Raw genomic sequence first — 17,313 nt, 5'->3', positions numbered from 1 at the left:
AAGTACTATGCCAATAGACGTTTTCCTCGTGCTAAGCCATATCCTCTACCCAGCAGTACTGCTGTCTTCTTCTTGGCAGCCTTTGCGGGAGCTTTGGGGAAAGCCTTGTTGGCATGGAACACCCGTAGCGTCTCGATGATGGCAGGGTCGTCTGCATTGAGATATTTCAGCCATGCTTCTTCGTTCATCATGTTATAGATGATGCGGCTATTGATATAGCGTTCCAGAAGTTTGTGAGAGCGTTTAATCATCAGGTTGCGACGTTTCAGTCCGCTCTTGTCTGCAAAGGCAGCAAACTGTTCTACGGTATTCTGCTTGACGAGATATTTTGCCAATTCTTCTGATGTGGTAAACTCGTTGAGCTTTTGGCGGTTGTTGTCTGTGTAGTTATAGGCAAACTGCAGGATGAGTCCTGTCATGGATGCTGCCTTATAATAAGAGGTGTATGCGGTAGTATCTTCTGCAATAAAGATGTCGGGGGTGATTCCACCACCACCGTAAACCACTCGACCGATGCGTGTAGTATAGGCACGTCCTGAATGTTTGATGCTGTCTTGTGAGAAGAACTCACCGTGTTTGTATCTTGCCAGCATGTCATCTTCGTAGTCGCTATTGTCGCCTGCCACGTATGGCTTCTGGATGCAACGACCTGACGGGGTGTAATAGCGAGCAATGGTAAGTCGGACCATGGAACCGTCTGAGAATGGGATAGGTTGTTGTACCAGTCCCTTACCGAATGAGCGTCTGCCTATGATCGTACCACGGTCATTATCTTGTATGGCACCGGCAAGAATCTCGCTGGCAGAGGCCGATCCTTCGTCGATGAGTATTACGAGTGGAATGTGCTGATAACTACCGCGGCCATCGCTTCTGAACTCCTTGCGTGGTGATTTGCGTCCTTCCATATAGGTGATGAGTCGGCCCTTGGGCATAAATTCGTTGGCAATCTGTACGGCAGATTCCAGATAGCCGCCAGTATTTCCACGCAGGTCAATGGTCAGGTTCTCAAATCCCTGTTGGGAGAGCTGTGCCAGTGCGATGAGCAGTTCTGCATAGGTGTTCTCGCCGAAGTTCTTGATACGTATGTAGCCTGTCTTATCGTTGAGCATATAGGTGGCAGTCACGCTCTTGGTAGGAATCTCTCCTCGTGTGACAACGATGTTGCGTATCTTCTTTTCGCCATAGCGCAGGATACCGAGTTTTACTTTCGTATCTTTTGGGCCTTTCAGTCTGTGCATGGCTTCTTCGTTGGTCAGGGTTTTCCCTGTGAAGGGTTTGCCATCTACCATCACAATCTTGTCGCCTGCAATGACGCCAGCTCTTTCTGCCGGTCCGTTGCCAATGACTTGTTGAACATGCAGGGTGTCCTGTCGGATGGTGAACTCTACACCGATACCAGAGAATGAGCCTTTTAGGTCATCGTTGGTTATCTGCATGTCTTTTGCTGAGATATAGATGGAGTGGGGGTCGAGTTCTGCCAGAATCTGAGGCAAGGCTTTCTCCACCAAATCGTTGACGTCAACGGAATCTACATATTGTGCGTCGATGATTCGCAACAGGTTGTTGAGCTTGTTGCTGCTGGAGTTGATGATGCTCAGACGGTTGCCTGAGAAGTGGTTGGCATAGAATGTGCCTATGAGAATACCGACAATGACGCTGAGCGCCATGAGAAGCGGTAGGAATCGGTTAGTCTTTTTCTCTTTCATCTTATTCGTTGGGATTGAGGTATGTTGTTTCTATTCCGGCGCGTTCCAATAGGTCTATACCGTCTGTCAGGCGGTATTTTTCACCATAGACCACGCGGCGTATGCCTGCCTGGATGATGAGTTTAGCACACTCGATACATGGTGAGGCTGTGATATAGATGGTGGCACCGTCGGAATTGTTTGACGACCGTGCCAGTTTGGTAATGGCATTGGCTTCGGCATGGAGCACATAAGGCTTGGTGACGTTGTTGTCATCTTCACAGACATTCTCAAATCCGCTTGGCGTTCCATTATAGCCGTCGCTGATGATCATACCTTCTTTCACCACAAGTGCGCCTACCTGCCTGCGTTGGCAGTAGGAGTTCTCGGCCCAGATGCCTGCCATCCTCAGATAGCGGAGGTCAAGCTTTCTTTGTTTCTCGTTTGATTCCATTTCTTTTCAGTAATGCGTCGATGGTGGGTTCTCCCTTACGGAAGCGTTTATAGAGTGTCATGGGGTGTTCTGTTCCACCTTTTGACAGAATATTATCTCGGAAGCTTTGTGCGGTCTGCTTATCGAAAATGCCATGCTTTTTGAATACGGCGAAGGCGTCTGCATCGAGTACTTCTGCCCATTTATAACTATAGTATCCGGCTGCATAACCTCCTGCCATGATGTGTGAGAACTGTACTGTCATGCAGGTGTCTGGCAGTTGGGTGCCGATAATGGCTTTCTTCCATGCTTTTTTCTCGAACGTCAGAATATCGTCGTCAAAGGGCTTGCGCTGTGTGTAGTATGCCATGTCGAGCAATCCGAACGATACTTGTCGCAGACATCCCGATGCTGCCATGAAGTTCCGGCTTTTCTTGATGCGTCGGATGAGTTCGTCGGGCATTGGTTCGCCGGTCTTGTAGTGGAATGCGAAGGTGCTGAGGAAGTCTTTCTCTACTGCATAATTCTCCATGAACTGTGAAGGCAGTTCTACAAAGTCCCACCACACATTGGTACCAGACAGGCTTTCGAAGCGAGTGTTGGCAAACATGCCGTGGAGCGAGTGCCCAAATTCGTGGAGGAAGGTTTCTACCTCGCCCAGTGTGAGCAAGGCTGGTTTATCATCTGTGGGCTTGGTGAGGTTCATCACCACACTGACATGTGGACGTACGTTCTCGCCCTTTCGTGTGATCCATTGTCCTTGGTATTCGGTCATCCATGCGCCACCCTGCTTGCCTTTGCGGGGATGGAAATCTGCATAGAATACGGCGAGATAGCTTCCGTCGTTATCAAACACCTCGTAGGCTTTTACGTCTGGATGATAGACGGGAATGTCTTTGTTTTCGCGGAAAGTGATGCCGTAGAGTTTATTGGCGAGTCCGAATACACCTTCTATCACCTTTGAGAGTTCAAAATAGGGGCGCAACATCTCGGCGTCGAGGTTGTAGCGCTTCATCTGCAACTTATGTGAATAGAATCCGGAATCCCATGGCATCATTTTTTCTACATCCTTATGTGCCATTTTGATGAGTTCGTCGCGCTCTTTGATGGCTGTTGGGCGGTAAGCGTCAATCAAGTCGTCAAGCAGTCGATATACGTTTCTCACGTTGGATGCCATGCGATGTTTCAATACATAGTCTGCATAGTTTTTGAATCCCAGCAGTTGGGCTATTTCGCGACGCAGATTAACAAGGCGTTTGCAAATGTCTATATTGTTTTCGCTGTTGTTGTGGGTGCACACGGTATTACGCTCCATATACATCTGTTTGCGCAGGTCGCGTTGTGTGGAATAGGTCATGAACGGTGAGTAGGATGGAAAGTCGAGGGTAAATACCCATCCCTCTTTTCCCATTTCCTTGGCCGTTTGTGCGGCAGCCTCCCGTGCGGTATCGGGTAGTCCGTCGAGCTGTTGCTCATCGGTGATATGGAGTGTGAAGGCTTTATTCTCTTTCAGCAGGTTTTGTGAAAACTGCAAAGAGAGCATAGAAGCCTCTTCTGTGAGTTTGCGCAGACGTTCCTTGCCTTGTTCGTCGAGTAGTGCACCACTCCGTACAAACCCGTCATAACAGTCGTCAAGCAAACGCTGCTCCTCATCGGTGAGACGTCTGTGGTGCAGATGCACTTGACGGATGCGCTCAAAGAGGCGTGGGTTGAGTCGCACGTCGTTGGAGTGTTGTGTCAGAATAGGTTGCAACTTTTGTGCCAACGCATCCATCTCGTCGTTGGTTTCAGCCGACATCAGATTGAAAAATACAGCAGAGACACGTCCCAACAGGTCGTAGTAGCCCTCTTTGTCTTCATCGCTGGTGACGATGGTGTTGTCGAAAGTGGGCTTCTCTGGATTATTGATGATTTTGTCAATCTGCTCGTTGTCACGGCGTATTCCTTCCATGAATGCCTCTTCGTAGTCTTCAAGTCTGATTTTATCGAAGGGCACAGTATCGTGTGGAGTATTGTAGGGTACTAAAAATGGATTCTGATGTTCACTCATACTAACGTTAATTTATCAAGGTGCAAAGATACGAAATATGTAGCATACAACGAAAGAAAACGCGTTAATTGAAATTAAAATATACTACAAATTATCGTGTCTGGCTGTCTTGACAATTTTTTGTGGTTGATAAGCGGGAGTATCATACGCTTCAAAATGCCCTTCACAAGACTTATCCATGTAGAAATCTATTGGCGTTTTTCCAATATCAAATACAGTATTTTTCCTTCGGGATGTGTTCGGGATGTGTTCGGGATGCTTTCTGTTTATAATCAGCTTTCTGCCTATATAGTATTTCCCATGTGAGTCCCATGTGAGTCCCATGTAAGTCCCAATATTTTGCTTGATTATGGGAGCTTGTTGGGAGACATTTCCTTGATATAACGTTTTTATGTTATCATGATGCCGTTAGGCTTCTTACCAACCTTCTGTTGTAAACTGTCGTTATGATGATGTATTTTTGTTTCAAAGGTCATTCCCTTCTGTAGCGGTCGTGTTCCACATCAGAAGTCTTTCTATCAAGGGAATGACGATGCGGCCTCGATGAAGGGAGAGTAGGTTTTCCGTTTGCATTTGGTTGAGCGTTTGTGAGATGTCGCGCACTCTGGCGTCAATCATTTCTGCCAACTGTCGCATGAGGATATGGAACGTTTTGGGGCCTGCGGGGTATTGACATTGTGAGAAGAAATAGCGAATGAGTCGTTCGCGAAGATCTTTTGGTGCCGATTGACGTGTTCGGTTGTCGTACCGCTGGCAGGTGGTGGCAAGCAGATTGACATAGTTGAGGCGGAACACCAGTTGTGTTTCCATCAGCAGACGCACTTCTGCTTTGTCGATGGTAAGGATATTGGTGTCGGTCAGCGTGGAGTAGGTGTGTTGGTAGTGTTGTTCCACACCATAGAGTCGTTCGGGTTCAAGCACATAGGGTGCAGATAGTTGTTCGATAACCCGACAGGGTCGTGGACCGGAAAAGTGTTCTGACTGCAATTGCCCGTTGATGAGAAACACCAATTGTTCGCATCGGCTTCCAGCAGTCCATAGTGTTTTCTCTGCGGGATATTTATGGAATCCGATACGTGTGTGTGCCACAACCTCCATGAGTTCCGAATGGCCCATGCCTTGGAACAGGGGAAATTGTAACAGTTTATCGTAGAGGTGTATGGCGGGCATGTTGCTTAGGGTAGTTGCTCTATTTTGTTTTTCATCTCAGGTGAGTACCATACAGCAATTTTTCCCTTTTCGTCTGTATAGATGAAGTAGGCCATCAGCTGTTTTTCCTTTTCCAGTATCTGCTTAGCCCCTTCCATCCCCATCACCATAAATGCTGTGGCATAGGCATCCGCTTCAGCACAGGTGTTGGCAAGTACGGTAGCCGACAACAGACTATGCTGTACAGGATATCCCGTTTTTGGGTCGATGGTGTGTGCATATTTTCTGCCGCCTTTGTAATAGAAGTTGCGGTAGTTGCCGCTGGTGGCCATGGCAATATCGCTCAAATTGAGGATTGTTTGGTATTCGTTGTTGTAGAGCAAAGAGTCTTCCGTTGGTTTTACCACCCCGATGCGCCATGGTGCTCTTCGTGCGCTGACACCACGTGTGGCAATCTCGCCACCTATCTCTACCGTGAAGTTGTTCACGCCTTTTTTCTTCAACAGTCTTGCCACGGCATCCACTCCGTAGCCTTTGGCAATGGCAGAGCAGTCGAGCATCAGTCGAGGGTCGGCTTTTTTCACTTTCATGTGGTCGATAGAAACCTTTCTGTAGCCTATGAACTGCAGGATGGAATCTACTTGATGGCGGGTGGGCATGTTTCCACTTTTGAAGCCGAACCCCCATGCGTTGACCAGTGGCGCTACGGTGATGTCGAATGCTCCTTCGGTGTTTTCTGATATAGTTTGTGCCAGATTGAATACTTCAAGAAACATGTTGTTGACCTTCATGTCCTTGTTGTTGTTGACATTGGAAATGATGGAGCTCTTGTTAAACATCGACAGGGCTGCGTCAACCTTGTTGAGTTCTGCAAGTATTTCCTTTTCGTAGTCTTGATCCGACTGGTAGGTGATGCTGTAAGTAGTGCCGAATATAAAACCTTTATTGGTGAGGTAGGGCACGTTTTGCTGTTGCCGAATAATCAGCACGGTGCCGATGATGAGTACGGCGAGGAATGGTATTTGCCAAATCAGGCGTTTCTTGTTTTTTGCAGACATGGTTTCAGGGATAGTTTGTATTGTTTTAAATGTCGATAATCACGTTGAAATTAGCGGCAATTCGAGTGTCGCCATAGGTGCCGAAACCAGGAATATACCAGGTTTGTCCTGCTGTTCCGTCGTTGTGGGCTATGCGTCGTTTGTAGCGTACATTCCATCCCAGATGGATGGGACCGGCGATTTTAGCATCAATGCCGAATACTGCTTCCAGCCAATGTTGCGAACATTGCATGTCTTGGATGTCAACGATATTACTTCCTTGCCATACGGGGTCGTCCATTTCGCCTCGCATTATATCTACTTTATAAGAGGTGAAAGCATAGCGGAAACCGCCATACAGACGATTGGGGCCATGTTTCTTCTTCAGCAGATTCCAGTCCATACCGATGCGGAAGTAGGGTGCTCCGGTCTTGTAGGTAATGCCCGTCACCTCATCGTTCTCGTGGTTGGCTTTACCGTAACCCACCTCTACGATGGGAAACCATTGGTCGTGGAGATTCAGTCGGAATGCTCCTTCGTATTCGCCATGGTCGCTGAGTGCCAACATGGCAGGGCCAACGAGGTCGAAGGAAACGGCAAATCCCCTGAACATCGGTATCGAGTCTTCCGGTATGATGATGTTTTTCTGTTGAGCCCTACCGTTGCCGGTGGCTGCCACAATCAGCAGAAGACTAATAGCGATCCTTGAGATATAAGTGGAAATGTTCTTTCGATGCGTCATAGTTGACTTGGGAATTGTTGATGGATAACGAGTCGATGATGTGGTGTGTTGACTTCACCGACAGGATAGTATGAAAGTAGGAAATCTGGCAATCTACCGATTCGAAATGTGGTTGGTTGCTCTTTTCCACCCAGATCGTGTCGCGATAGGTATTGCCCATCGTGTCGAGGAGTGTCATGTGGAGTGTATCGATGGGGTTGATGTAACTGATGTCGAGGTCGAACGTAGTTACTCCGGTGATGCGGTTCTGTAGTATTGTGTCGCGTCCGTCGGCGCGTCGGCTGCAGATGGATAGGGTATCGACCTTCAGAGTGTCGGCTGTTCCGTTGGCTTTCTTCAGACTATAGACCGTATATACACGGTTCTGTACCGGACAGTCGATAGACGAGCAACCTGCGATAGCCAGTAGAGTAGCGACCAACAGACAGGGTAGCCAGTAGAGGCTGCCTTGCTTACAGTATTTCAGAATATTGTGTTGCTTCTGTTGCATGGTTTTACGCTTGCTCAATTTTTATTTCTTCTTCTATCTGATAGTCGTTTCTTCCTGCACTGTTACGGCTGATGAGGTCGCCCAGAAATCCAGCCAAGAACAGTTGTGTACCAATCATCATCATCGTCAGAGCGATGTAGAAGAATGGTGAGTCGGTAACCAATCGCATGGGTATGTGGCAATAGAGTGCCCAGAGTTTCTCGGCTCCGATAATGAAGGCTGATATGAATCCTATCATGAAGACGAGTGTGCCCAAGAAACCGAATACGTGCATCGGCTTTTTGCCGAATGTTCCAAGAAACCAAAGGGTCATCAAGTCAAGGTAACCGTTGACGAAACGATTCCATCCCATAAACTTCGATTTGCCGTACTGGCGTTTCTGGTGGTGTACTACTTTCTCACCTATCTTGTCGAAACCGGCATTTTTTGCCAGATAGGGAATGAAACGGTGCATCTCGCCGAACACCTCTATGTTCTTTACCACATCACGGCGGTAGGCTTTCAGCCCGCAGTTGAAATCGTGAAGGTTCTTAATGCCGCTCACCTTGCGTGCCGTGGCATTGAAGAGTTTGGTGGGGATAGTTTTTGAAAGTGGGTCGTGGCGCTTCTGTTTGTAACCGCTCACCAGGTCATAGTGCTCGTCCATTATCATATGGTAGAGTCCTGGAATCTCGTCGGGCGAGTCTTGCAAGTCTGCATCCATCGTAATGACAACATCGCCTTGGGCAGCCTTGAAACCGCAATAGAGTGCGGGACTCTTACCGTAGTTGCGGCGGAATTTGATGCCTTTCACGTGTTGTGATTTAGAAGCCAGTTCGCAGATTACGTCCCAACTGCGGTCTGTAGAACCGTCGTTGACGAAGATAATCTCGTAACTGAAATTGTTGGCCACCATCACGCGGTCTATCCATGCGTGGAGTTCAGGTAGCGACTCGTCTTCATTATATAAGGGTATAACTACGGAAATATCCATTTTTTCTATTCTTTTATGTTGGTATGTATATAGTGTTCTATTGTTTTTTGTGCATAAACAGAGCAATGGGCAGTCCCCAGAAGAAGCCTGAAAGAATGACCGACGACAGCACGTTGAGGGCATAGTCGATAGGTCGCAGTTCGCTCAATATGCGCAAACTGTCGTTCATTTCTTGGTCAACGCCGTAGAGTTTCATGGCTTGTTGGCTTTCTGGAGATTGCAGGATGTCTGTAAACTGGCTTATCAGATAGCCATTGTCAAGATAGGCAAAGTATATGAAAGTAGCAGCCGTCAGTAGCAAACCGCCATAGAAAAAGGTGAGGATGCTATAGGCGTAGCCCAGTCCAAACGATAGCCTTCCTTGACGGCCGTAGTCGCGATAGTGGCGCAGACGGCTGGCTACGAAAAAAGGTGTAGCCGCAATGGTCATCAAAGCGACAAACGTGAGGAGCGGTTGCGTCATTCCTATTATATAGCAAGCGAACGCCCCAATCATAACGAGCGAAAGCAATGCGCCATCTTGGCGAGCAAACGCTTTCAGTTGTACGTATTCCTGTGGTGTCATCAATATTCGAATATCGTTTGCAAAGGTAGTGCAAACCGAGCGAAATACAAAGAAAAACCTCGTTTTTCTTTTATTTCCGAGGTGCCGCCTACCTTGGGGCTGTCAAGCCCAGAGTAGTGCAAACCGAGCGAAATACAAAGAAAAAGCTCGTTTTTCTTTTATTTCCGAGGTGCCGCCTACCTTGGGGCTGTCAAGCCCAGAGTAGTGCAAACCGAGCGAAATACAAAGAAAAAGCCCGTTTTTCTTTTATTTCCGAACTGACGAACGAAGAAAGAGCAGAGTCAAGTTCTCTTGAACTCTGCCTTTCAAGGAGGAAGAAAACCTTTAGGTTAGGTGCCGTTAGTCTAAGACTGTAGGTTTGTGGTCGTGGTGAATCATGCGAAATACAGGAGGGGCAACCGGTCTCTGTTTATTTCTGCTATACGGGCAACTATAGAGTCGTAAGTTGTAGATAAGTGGGGGAGAAACTTAGAAAAACGCTTAGAAAAGTGTTAAAAACGAAAAAACATCACGACTAATGCCTGTTATTTGGAAACTTTTTAGTACCTTTGCACCCGATTTCGCCCATTAGGGCAAAAATCAAACAATAAAAATGGGCAAGTCCTGTACGGCCAGCTCCCTCGGAATCCTCCAGGACGGGAACGTAGCAAAGGTACTTGGTTGTAGCGGCGCGATACAGACAGCTTGCCCACCCGCCTCTTTAGCTCAGTTGGCCAGAGCACGTGATTTGTAATCTCGGGGTCGTTGGTTCGAATCCGACAAGAGGCTCAAATGATGAACGGACTTCCATGCCAGGAGGTCCGTTTTGCTTTTCTTATATTGAAGTGTTCAAGCCACAACGGGTTCTCGTTTTATGATTACCATATTTTTACGCGCACACGCGAGAGTCTGCAAATGCTAACATCGAACACCATGATGTCGTAATTGACATACGATCACGGACTTAAGTGGTGTTAGATGACTATATCTTTACGTGCATCGAACATCTGTTAAATACTCGTTGCACATGGTGCAATCTCTGTGGGAAATCCAAGTAACAACGAGGTTTTTGTTGTGTGTATTTGGCTGAGAATGTACGTGGCGTTTCGCGGCAATTCTGTGCAATGTTCCAAAGATTTATTGCCAAACGTTTGAAAACATCCTTTCTAAACGTTTGAAAACATCCTTTCTAAACGTTTGAAAACGCCCTTGTCAACGTTGGATAATACTTTTATCAAACGTTGGATAATACCTTTATCAAACGTTGGATAATACTTTTATCAAATATTGGATAATACCTTTATCAAACGTTGGATAATATTTTTATCAGGTATCGGCAATAGTCCGGATAAACATGGGCAAGATATTCTCTGGTGGTCGATGGTGGTCGAAGTGTGGTCGAAATGTGTAAATATATAATCATTGACCACCACTTAAAGCATTGCGTGATAGTGCATTATGTTATAGTGGTGGTCGAGTGGTCGATTTTTTTTGAAAACTATATTTTTGCCGTTTAAGTTGTCGCGATTGTCATTACCGTTAAAGAGAAAAAGCGGAAAAATAGCTTGTCTAATCTATATCCACAACAGTAATGCCTGAACCGCCAAACTGCACATGCTCGTCTTTCGCACTCTTCACGTTGGGCACGGTATTTAGATACTGACGAATCAGTTGGCGAAGAACTCCCGTTCCTGTACCATGTAGGATTCTCACACGCGACATTCCCACCAGTATGGCATCGTCGATGAAGTGCATTACGGCATCAACGGCTTCGTCACCACGCATACCTCTTACGTCAATATCTTGATGAAAATTGTGTTTGCGGTCTTCTATGGTACTACGAGTCATCTTCGAGGTTTGCACAACTAAGGCAGCGTGGGGAGTTTCGGCCTTGGGCGCTTCTTTCAGTTTGTCAGTAAGTTCCAATTGTTCCAGCTTCATCTTGGTCTTCATGTCGCCAAAGATGACAACGGCATTCTTGCCTGACAGGCTCTCCACCTTACCTACCGTATTCAGTCCTTTGATGCGGACATTGCTTCCCACGGTGATGGGAGCTTCCTGTTTCGGTTTTCCTGCTGATGTAAATACAGGCGATGGCGTTGCTGTGGGATTGGCGGCCTGTTCTTTCTTTTCCTGTTTGCGCTTAGCCTTGCGTTCGCGACGTTCCAGAATCTGTCGCATTTTGCGCTCTATCAACTCATCCTTCTCGCGAGTGTCAATCTCCAATACCTGTTGCTTGAATTCGTTCAACTCCTCACGAACCAGTCTGGTGCGCTCCTTTTCAGCTTGTGCCTCCTTGATTTCTCGGATAGCATTCTCTATCTTCTTATTGCTTTCGCGCAATAGTTCTTCGGCTTGCTCCTTGGCGCGACGCAGAATGGCTTTGCGCTCTTGTTCAATCTCTTCAATGTGGCTTTCGTATTTGGCAATGCGACCTTCCAACGATTTCTCATGCTGGTGGATGGTCTGGCGCTTGCCCTCCCAATAGCGTTTGTCGCGCACAATATCCTGTAGGTATTTATCGCTCTGGATGTATTCCGAACCAACGATATCGCTGGCATCGCTGATAACTTCTTCCGGAATACCCGTTTTGCGAGCAATCTCGATGGCAAACGAAGAACCGGGCTGACCGATTGACAACTGAAACAGCGCCTGCATCTGATGGCGATCGTAGAGCATGGCGCCATTGATCACTCCTTCATGGTCTTCATCAAAATGCTTCAAGTTCTGATAGTGAGTGGTAATCACACCGAATGCCTGTTTCTTCCAGAACTGTTTCAGTACGGCTTCGGCAATGGCTCCACCGATGGCTGGTTCGGTTCCACCGCCAAACTCGTCAATGAGCAGTAGGGTGCGTTCGTTTGATTGACGCATCATATTCTTCATATTGAGCAAATGGCTGGAGTAGGTTGAGAGGTCGTCGGCAATGCTTTGTTCGTCACCAATATCAATCATGATGTCTTGGAATACACCCACCGTGGAACGTTCACTCAACGGAACTGACAGACCGCATTGCAGCATATACTGCAACAGTCCTACAGTTTTCAGACATACAGACTTACCACCGGCATTAGGACCGGAGATGATCAACAGTCGCTTGTCGCGTGTCAGAATGATGTCGAGCGGAACAACCTTCTTGTCTTGTCGGGCTAAAGAGCGTTGTAACAACGGATGAACGGCACGGATCCAGTCGAGATGAGGCTCCGACTGTACCTGAGGTTCAAAGGCATTCATCTCTTGGGCGAGTTCGGCTTTCGCACGTATCAGGTCTATCTGCGCCAGGAATTGGTATGAGTCGAGAATCTCCTGCACGTGAGGTCTTACCTCAGCAGTAAATACCGTAAGGATGCGGATAATCTCACGTCGTTCGGCTGCTTCCAGTTCGCGCACCTTGTTATTGGCTTCCACCACCTCTGTCGGTTCTATAAACACCGTCTTACCAGTAGCACTCTCATCGTGCACGATACCTTTGATGCGGCGCTTCAGTCCCGGTGCTACGGGAATCACCAATCGTCCGTCGCGCATGGTAGGAGCCACGTCCTTATCTACCAGACCATCGCGTTGTGCTGCATGTAATATAGTATATAAGGTACGCGATATTCCACCTTCGGTCTGAGCCAACTCATGGCGTATTCCTGCCAATGTCATAGAAGCAGAATCTTTGATTTTCCCGAATTTGTCGAGGATAGAGTCTATGCGACGAATCATTGCGGGGAAAGTCAGTACGTCTTCTGCCAATCGATGAAGGGCAGGGTAGGGATATTCCGGATTATCTTCGTCACCTTCATTCTTGTTGAGGAATGTCACAATCAGCGAGATGGTTTCCAATGACCGGCGCAGATCAAACAGTTCGTTCTCCTCCAGATGGGTATTTTCCAATCGGATGCGGGTTATCGACTGTCTGACATCAAAGAAATAGTTCAGGGGAAACGAATCCGTTTCCTGCTGCAATCGGCGGAATTCTCTCACCTGTTCCATCCATTCATTAATGGTGTCAGCATCATCAGTGAAGTCGATTTCATCGGCTTTCTCCTTGCCCAGAGTACTCAGACAATGGCCTTTCAACAGTGTGCGTATTTCGTCGAAACCTATCTTGGTTTCAAAGTTCTTCGGGTAAATCATGCCACAAAATTACTCATTTTTGCCCTATTTTGCAAAAAAGTTCTTGAAAAATTTGCATAATTCAAAAATTACCCGTACCTTTGCACTCGCTTTTCGACCAAGGAGAGATGGCAGAGTGGTCGAATGCACCGGTCTTGAAAACCGGCGTACTGAGAGGTACCGGGGGTTCGAATCCCTCTCTCTCCGCAAAACTCGCTGAAAATCAGCGAGTTTTTTTTTTACACCCAATTTTACATCCAAAAATTAGGGTATCATCAAGCCTTATAAAGTATCATTTATAGGGGGTAGTACCTGTTGTCAATCTGTATTGACAGTTTCTATGCTAATTTTCTATAAAACAAAGTGTTTTGACATGATTTTTCTTGGTTATTTAACTCAAAAGTGCTAAATTTGCACCTTGGAGAGTGCATATTGTGTTTTAATCTGCACTTCCCATCGTGCATATTGAGGTTAAACTTGCACTTTTCAAGGTGCATCTAAATACATTCTACTATGGATTTGACATTGACTGAATTTATGAAGGAACAGCTGAACCTCGTTTCAACTGACTTCAAGCGTTATATGTATGACAAGCTGCCATGGGAGGCAAGACTTGTCGGTCTGATGGGACCTCGTGGTGTAGGAAAGTCCACAATGGTTCTCCAGCACATCAAGGAGCAAGCCGAGGACATCCAGGATAAAAGCCTGTATGTTTCGGCTGACCACAGTTATTTCTCAACCCACACGCTCATAGACACTGCAGCCCAGTTTGTCCGTGAGGGTGGAGAATGGCTTTACATCGACGAGGTTCACAAGTACGAGGGATGGTCGACAGAACTGAAGCAGATCTACGACTCCCATCCAAAACTTCATGTGTTCTTCACAGGTTCCTCCGTTCTGGATATTCTGGAAGGTGAAGCCGACCTTAGCCGTCGTGTTCTTCTCAACGACATGCAGGGTCTTTCGTTCCGTGAGTTCCTTGAACTGTTCCATGGCATAAAGACTCCAGTACGTTCCTTAAAGGAAGTCCTGGAGGGCAAGGTACAGATAGAAGGAGTAGAGCATCCTCTTCCTTTGTTCGAGCAGTATCTTCGCGAGGGATATTATCCTTTCTCACTCGAAGGCTACTTCCAGCAGCGCCTTCAGCAGGTAATCCGTCTGACCATGGAGGTTGACATACCGCAGTATGCCAACATGACACCTACAACAGGCAGAAAACTTCGCCGTATGCTTGGCATCATCGCAAGCAATGTTCCTTACAAGCCAGAGGCATCATCCCTTGCCAATGAGATAAAGGTTAGTCGCAACGATATTCCGAATTACCTGCTGTATATGGAGAAAGCAGGAATGATCGGACAGCTCCGTGATTGCACAGGTGGTATGCGTGGATTGGGCAAGACCGAGAAGGTATATCTTGACAATACCAATATGATATATACCATGACCGGTGAGAACGCCAACATCGGTAATGTCCGCGAGACCTTCTTCTTCAATCAGACAAGACTGAACCAGGAAGTGATCTCTTCCAAAGTGTCAGACTTCCAGATTGGTGAATACACCTTTGAGGTGGGTGGCAAGAAGAAAGGACTGAAGCAGGTAAAGGACGTGGAGAACGCTTACATCGTCCGTGATGATACGGAATATGCAAGCGGACAGTTCCTACCTTTGTGGAGCTTTGGATTGTTATACTAAAGCAAGGAAGCAGACATTTGGCTGATTGTATTACCAGATGTCTGCTTCTTCGTTATAAAATAAAAAGTTTGCCTTTTCGTCGAGATTTATAATTGTCATCGAGCATGGCAGCATTCGAAAAGACAATTCCTTCTTGCTTTTCTGTGCCAAAAGCATCGTGTGCATGACCAAACAAGTGATACTTGGGCTTAATCTCAAACACTCTGTTCCTTAGAGGTGCATTGCCCCAATGGGTTCCCGATGATTCATCAAGGCTCATAACAAAGATATGTTCGACAAGTTCGTTGAACAAAACCTGTCAGAGTAGGCTTTTGAAGGATGGATAATATTAGCTGGGCGGTACTGATTTAGGGTCAATATCGCCCAATTTCCAGTAATTCCCCTGGAAATCTAAAAATAGGTTAAAGTTCCATTACCTATAAAAACTTACGCTACAAGATAGAATTTGGCACTTCAAAACGGGTGAAGAAGGGCTTTAGGTCTGAAATGCCAGGGGTAAAAGCTCAAAATCAAGAGCGGAGATATTCGGAATCGAACCCTCTTGCCGAACCCATCAAAATCATTTTTTATTCAATCTTAAAAATTTTATATACTTGTATTTCAGTTATATATAAGGTTACGCTACAAAAAAGCCTAAAATTCATCCGAGATTTCGCGCTACATTGTGCTGCCTATGTGCTACATGGTTGCTACTTGTTTTCCGTGTAGCAAAATTATATATACCACTGATATTCAAGTGCGCTACATTGCGCTACATTTTTTTGTACTATTTGCGCCTATAAAGCCGAAAATTGTATAAAAGTGCCTCGCAAGATTTACGGGACTTTTTTTTATCAATCTTATCCAAGGTTGCCGTTCTATTGAGCCATGAGTTCGCCATGGAATCTCTTATAGACTCCCATGCATTGGAGAACGCCTCGTACACGGGTTGAAGTTGGGCTCCACTCTTCTTGATGGCATTTAATTCATTCTTATAATATGCCGATGGCTTTGATGAACTCAGACATAACAAAATAATACTAGTTTAAGAATATTGTGATCTTATACTCTCTCCTCCATGTATTTCTCCGGGTCGCGCAAAAAATCCATAAGATTTATAATATACACGCCTTCTTCATTCATGTAGGTAGGTTGTAGCCCGTTTACAATTACGATTCTGCGAAATCCGTCGCGAAGTTTACGTAGTGAGGTCAGTTCTTGATCTCGTTTTTCTTCTGTTTCCATCGCATAGGCCGATTGGATGTATACTCGCTCATAGCCACGGTTGCAGACGAAATCGATTTCCAGCGTCTTGCGCTGACGGGATCCATTCTCGATTTTCACTTCGGTAAACACCTGTCCTACATCCACCTTCATTCCAATAGCACGAAGCTCGTTGTAGAGCATATTCTCCATCATATGCGTTGGTTCTACTTGCCGAAATCCTAATCGGGCATTTCTCAGTCCCAAATCCTCAAAGTAATACTTAAACGGCGAATCTATGTATTTTCTTCCTTTAATGTCATAACGAGTAACACGTTCCAACACGAACGCATCCTCCATATATTCCAAGTAGAGACGTATGGTATCTACCGAAATGCTACTATGCTTTACACTTTTAAAAGTGTCTGCAATCTTTGGAGGATTGGTCAGACCACCCACACATGATGCCATGATGTCCACTAGTTCTGACAAATCGCTATCTTGACGAACTTCATATCGCTCTTTTATGTCACGCAAATAAGTATGCTCCATCTGCTGTTCCAGATAACTCACCTTCTTGTTGACATCGTTTTCTAAAACGACCTGTGGCAATCCTCCATAGAGCATATATTCACGAATCATATCTTGCGAATAGTCATCACGGAAATCTGCTACTTCTCTGAAGGTCAATGGACGCACGTGTATTTCATCTCCTCGTCCACGAAATTCAGTGATGACATCCTTAGACAGAAATTTTGCATTAGAGCCGGTAACAAACACATCCACATTGCTTATGCTTAGGAATGAGTTCAATACATCCTCAAACTCGCTGACCATCTGTACTTCATCCAGCATAACATAATATTGACCGTCTGATGATAGACGGCTATCTATGTAGTGAAGTAATGCGTCGGGGTCTCTCAAACTTTTATTCAGTCGGTTCTCCAAATTTACCCCTATGATATGGTCTTCTTTCACTCCTTGTTTTATGAGGTAGTTCTTGAAAAGGGTGAACAACAGGTATGACTTGCCGCATCTGCGCATTCCTGTTATCACTTTTATCAACCCATTCCCACAACTGTGGATAAGTAGATCTAGATATTTATCTCTACGGATTTCCATATTTCTATTCGTTTATTTTGTGTAAATACACATTATTAACGACCACAAAGTTAGCCTTATTCTTTTGTACACGCAAATTTCAAGGCAAGAAAATGAGTCAATGGTCACATTTT

At 46.0% G+C, this 17,313-nt stretch carries 12 protein-coding genes, 2 tRNA genes and 1 pseudogene; 3 read left to right on the top strand and 12 right to left on the bottom strand.

Annotated elements, in window-relative coordinates; all coding sequences use genetic code 11:
- Positions 1-5: 5 nt before the first annotated feature.
- From CIK89_RS06770 to CIK89_RS06730, 9 genes are all read right to left on the bottom strand, one after another.
- A complete protein-coding gene (locus CIK89_RS06770) occupies positions 6-1,706 on the bottom strand; it encodes a S41 family peptidase (protein ID WP_094390629.1) in 1,701 nt (566 codons plus the stop codon).
- Between the two features lies 1 nt (position 1,707).
- Positions 1,708-2,139, bottom strand: coding sequence for a dCMP deaminase family protein (locus tag CIK89_RS06765; RefSeq protein ID WP_094390628.1), 432 nt, complete (start codon positions 2,137-2,139; stop codon positions 1,708-1,710).
- The gene (locus tag CIK89_RS06760; protein ID WP_094390627.1) at positions 2,108-4,168 is read right to left on the bottom strand and encodes a M3 family metallopeptidase; all 2,061 of its coding nucleotides are present in this window, start codon (positions 4,166-4,168) and stop codon (positions 2,108-2,110) included. The genes CIK89_RS06765 and CIK89_RS06760 overlap by 32 nt, the downstream gene beginning before the upstream one ends.
- 465 nt (positions 4,169-4,633) lie before the next feature.
- Positions 4,634-5,338 (bottom strand): Crp/Fnr family transcriptional regulator, encoded by a 705-nt coding sequence (locus CIK89_RS06755; protein WP_094390626.1) that lies wholly within the window; start codon positions 5,336-5,338, stop codon positions 4,634-4,636.
- Between the two features lie 5 nt (positions 5,339-5,343).
- Positions 5,344-6,375 (bottom strand): FAD:protein FMN transferase, encoded by a 1,032-nt coding sequence (locus CIK89_RS06750; RefSeq protein WP_094390625.1) that lies wholly within the window; start codon positions 6,373-6,375, stop codon positions 5,344-5,346.
- A gap of 25 nt (positions 6,376-6,400) precedes the next feature.
- Entirely contained in the window at positions 6,401-7,096 is a 696-nt protein-coding gene (locus CIK89_RS06745; protein ID WP_094390624.1) for a DUF6048 family protein, read from the bottom strand.
- Entirely contained in the window at positions 7,047-7,586 is a 540-nt protein-coding gene (locus tag CIK89_RS06740) for a DUF6452 family protein (RefSeq protein ID WP_254046635.1), read from the bottom strand. Before CIK89_RS06740 ends, CIK89_RS06745 begins: the two co-directional genes overlap by 50 nt.
- Positions 7,587-7,590: 4 nt before the next feature.
- Positions 7,591-8,559 (bottom strand): glycosyltransferase family 2 protein, encoded by a 969-nt coding sequence (locus CIK89_RS06735; RefSeq protein ID WP_094390623.1) that lies wholly within the window; start codon positions 8,557-8,559, stop codon positions 7,591-7,593.
- Between the two features lie 37 nt (positions 8,560-8,596).
- On the bottom strand, positions 8,597-9,124 hold the full coding sequence (locus CIK89_RS06730; protein ID WP_094390622.1) for a DUF4199 domain-containing protein: 528 nt from the start codon (positions 9,122-9,124) through the stop codon (positions 8,597-8,599).
- Between the two features lie 694 nt (positions 9,125-9,818).
- On the opposite strand from CIK89_RS06730, the gene CIK89_RS06720 reads away from it, so the two are divergent.
- Positions 9,819-9,892: transfer RNA gene (locus CIK89_RS06720), tRNA-Thr, on the top strand.
- A 780-nt stretch (positions 9,893-10,672) separates the two neighbouring features.
- On the opposite strand, the gene CIK89_RS06715 is transcribed toward CIK89_RS06720, so the two are convergent.
- Positions 10,673-13,225: an endonuclease MutS2 gene (locus tag CIK89_RS06715; protein WP_094390620.1), complete on the bottom strand. Its 2,553-nt coding sequence runs from the start codon at positions 13,223-13,225 to the stop codon at positions 10,673-10,675.
- Positions 13,226-13,326: 101 nt separating this feature from the next.
- Here CIK89_RS06715 and CIK89_RS06710 point away from each other — a divergent pair.
- A tRNA-Ser gene (locus CIK89_RS06710) sits at positions 13,327-13,411 on the top strand.
- A 306-nt stretch (positions 13,412-13,717) separates the two neighbouring features.
- Positions 13,718-14,896, top strand: coding sequence for an ATP-binding protein (locus tag CIK89_RS06705; protein ID WP_094390619.1), 1,179 nt, complete (start codon positions 13,718-13,720; stop codon positions 14,894-14,896).
- Positions 14,897-14,948: 52 nt separating this feature from the next.
- Here CIK89_RS06705 and CIK89_RS06700 read toward each other — a convergent pair.
- Positions 14,949-15,158: pseudogene (locus CIK89_RS06700) on the bottom strand (serine/threonine protein phosphatase); the annotation flags it as partial.
- A 779-nt stretch (positions 15,159-15,937) separates the two neighbouring features.
- A complete protein-coding gene (locus tag CIK89_RS06695) occupies positions 15,938-17,200 on the bottom strand; it encodes an ATP-binding protein (protein WP_094390618.1) in 1,263 nt (420 codons plus the stop codon).
- Between the last annotated feature and the right edge of the window lie 113 nt (positions 17,201-17,313).

The sequence above is a fragment of the Prevotella sp. P4-119 genome (assembly GCF_002251345.1).
GTDB lineage: Bacteria > Bacteroidota > Bacteroidia > Bacteroidales > Bacteroidaceae > Prevotella.
The sequence above is the reverse complement of the archived record's forward strand: the minus strand, read 5'-3'. Positions and strand labels throughout refer to the sequence as shown.